Source organism: Bartonella saheliensis (genome assembly GCF_902162175.1).
This window is the reverse complement of sequence record NZ_LR607299.1, coordinates 1-1,728: the sequence shown is the minus strand read 5'-3', so window position 1 is coordinate 1,728 and position 1,728 is coordinate 1. Positions and strand designations below refer to the sequence as shown.

Genomic DNA, 1,728 nt, shown 5'->3' with positions numbered 1-1,728 from the left:
TAACAATGCTTAGAATTTGACTTGCATCAAGCGGTCCAGATTCTGCAATGTGTTCATCTCTATCGAAGTAAACTGAATGAACTAAGAGAATTTCATTAGAATTTATGAGAATTGGCTTTTCCATAATCTCCCCTCCCTAACGCCTAATAGCGATTGTTTGTGTTAATTTATGGATACCAATGTAGCGTATTTAGGAACTTATGTCAACACAAATGTAACGATTTTAGAAACTTTTTATATAAATATAAAAAAATCACTTAAAAAATTAAAGCTGTAATCACTAAAAAAGAGGGGGATATGCTTAGAATAGCTAGAGCTTTAATAATACAATTTTATTGGGTTTAAATATTCTAAAATCTTGGTGGTTTTATCCAGTCTATAGGTGCCGCCCAAACTAATGCAATATCTTTTATTTCTGGATATAATCTATTTAAACTCTCTAAATTAAATAAACCAGGTTTACTACCTTGTTTTATTATTTTGACAAAACAGCGTCCATCTTGCGTATAGACAATTGCTTTTTTATTAAGAAGTAAACTTGGAGAAATGTTTTCTGAATAAAATAAAATAGATTTATCCTCAATGAAAGGTTCCATTGAGTCGCCCTCAACTTTTACCGCGTATGTATCTTTTGTAATGTATGGGGGGATTTCTACTTCTTCAAGCCAACCGTCTTCGTAGGGGATAATTTCTGAACCTGCTCCTACATAACCCATTAAAGGTATAGTTTTTTTTCGTGGAAGAGGATATTTTGTGATTTCTTCAATTGCCATACCCTCTTGCACACTTATTCCTCGTTCACCCGTTAGCATTTTATTGACGGCAGAACGATAGATAGAGCGCTGCATCTTCTCACTTAGTTGTCTAGCAAGCGATGATTGAGACAATCCAGATTCTTGTAAGGCTTCACTTAGCCAAATTTTCATAATGTTATTCATGGCTTCCATTATATCTTTATTAGAAAAAAAATCTTTTGTGGTTTTCGTTACATTATCTATTGATTTTGTACCTAAATAAGCTACAATGCGAATTATGAAACAATTTTATGAAATAATAAATCTGTTAGGTGGGGTTCGTAGAGTATCTCAGTTGCTCGGAGTTCATAGAACACGTGTGTATGCCTGGCTGCGTCCTGTATCAAAAGGTGGAACTGGTGGGAGAATTCCGACAAAACATATCCCAATTCTTTTAAATGAAGCCAAAAGAATTGGAGCACCGATTAAGGCAGAAGATTTTTTCTCGTTTTTTTATGGAGGGCAATCATATGAGACTATATCATCTCAAGCATCTGCTTTCACACCTGCCCCTACAGATAACAACGAGCACCAGCAGCACCATTCACACTCTTAAGAAGAAAGATCATGAGAACCGGGATATTGAAGAAACTTTACACACGGATTTGTAGATTAATAGGTTGTAACACGAAAATTGAAAATGGAGATAGATTGGTGGAAGAATGGAGAAAAGTACCATATCGTGACTGTAGCGTAGAAGATCTTGTGAAACGACACGCAACTCACACAACAATTCTTAAAAAACGAGAAGAATGGCATAAGTTAAAATTTGATAGTTGGATGAGATGGCATAAAGAAATTCTTGCAGAGCGAGATAAGTCAATTGAACAACAGCAAGTAGTACTTGAAAACCTATCAACTTTAATTAAGCAAAAAAATAAGACACTGTATGAACAAAGATTAAAGTTGGCTTAACAAATGTAGCTAATTGATA

General features: G+C 34.5%; 2 protein-coding genes and 1 pseudogene. 2 read left to right on the top strand and 1 reads right to left on the bottom strand.

Annotation, left to right across the window (positions count from 1 at the left end):
- Nucleotides 1-350: 350 nt before the first annotated feature.
- Nucleotides 351-947 carry a S24 family peptidase gene (locus FS875_RS09800; protein ID WP_144756230.1) on the bottom strand — a complete coding sequence of 199 codons (597 nt, stop codon included), beginning with the start codon at nucleotides 945-947 and terminating at the stop codon, nucleotides 351-353.
- A gap of 85 nt (nucleotides 948-1,032) precedes the next feature.
- Here FS875_RS09800 and FS875_RS09795 point away from each other — a divergent pair, with 85 nt between their 5' ends.
- Entirely contained in the window at nucleotides 1,033-1,350 is a 318-nt protein-coding gene (locus tag FS875_RS09795) for a helix-turn-helix domain-containing protein (RefSeq protein ID WP_144756227.1), read from the top strand.
- An 11-nt stretch (nucleotides 1,351-1,361) separates the two neighbouring features.
- Nucleotides 1,362-1,706 (top strand): annotated as a pseudogene (locus tag FS875_RS09790) (hypothetical protein); the annotation flags it as partial.
- Nucleotides 1,707-1,728: the final 22 nt, after the last annotated feature.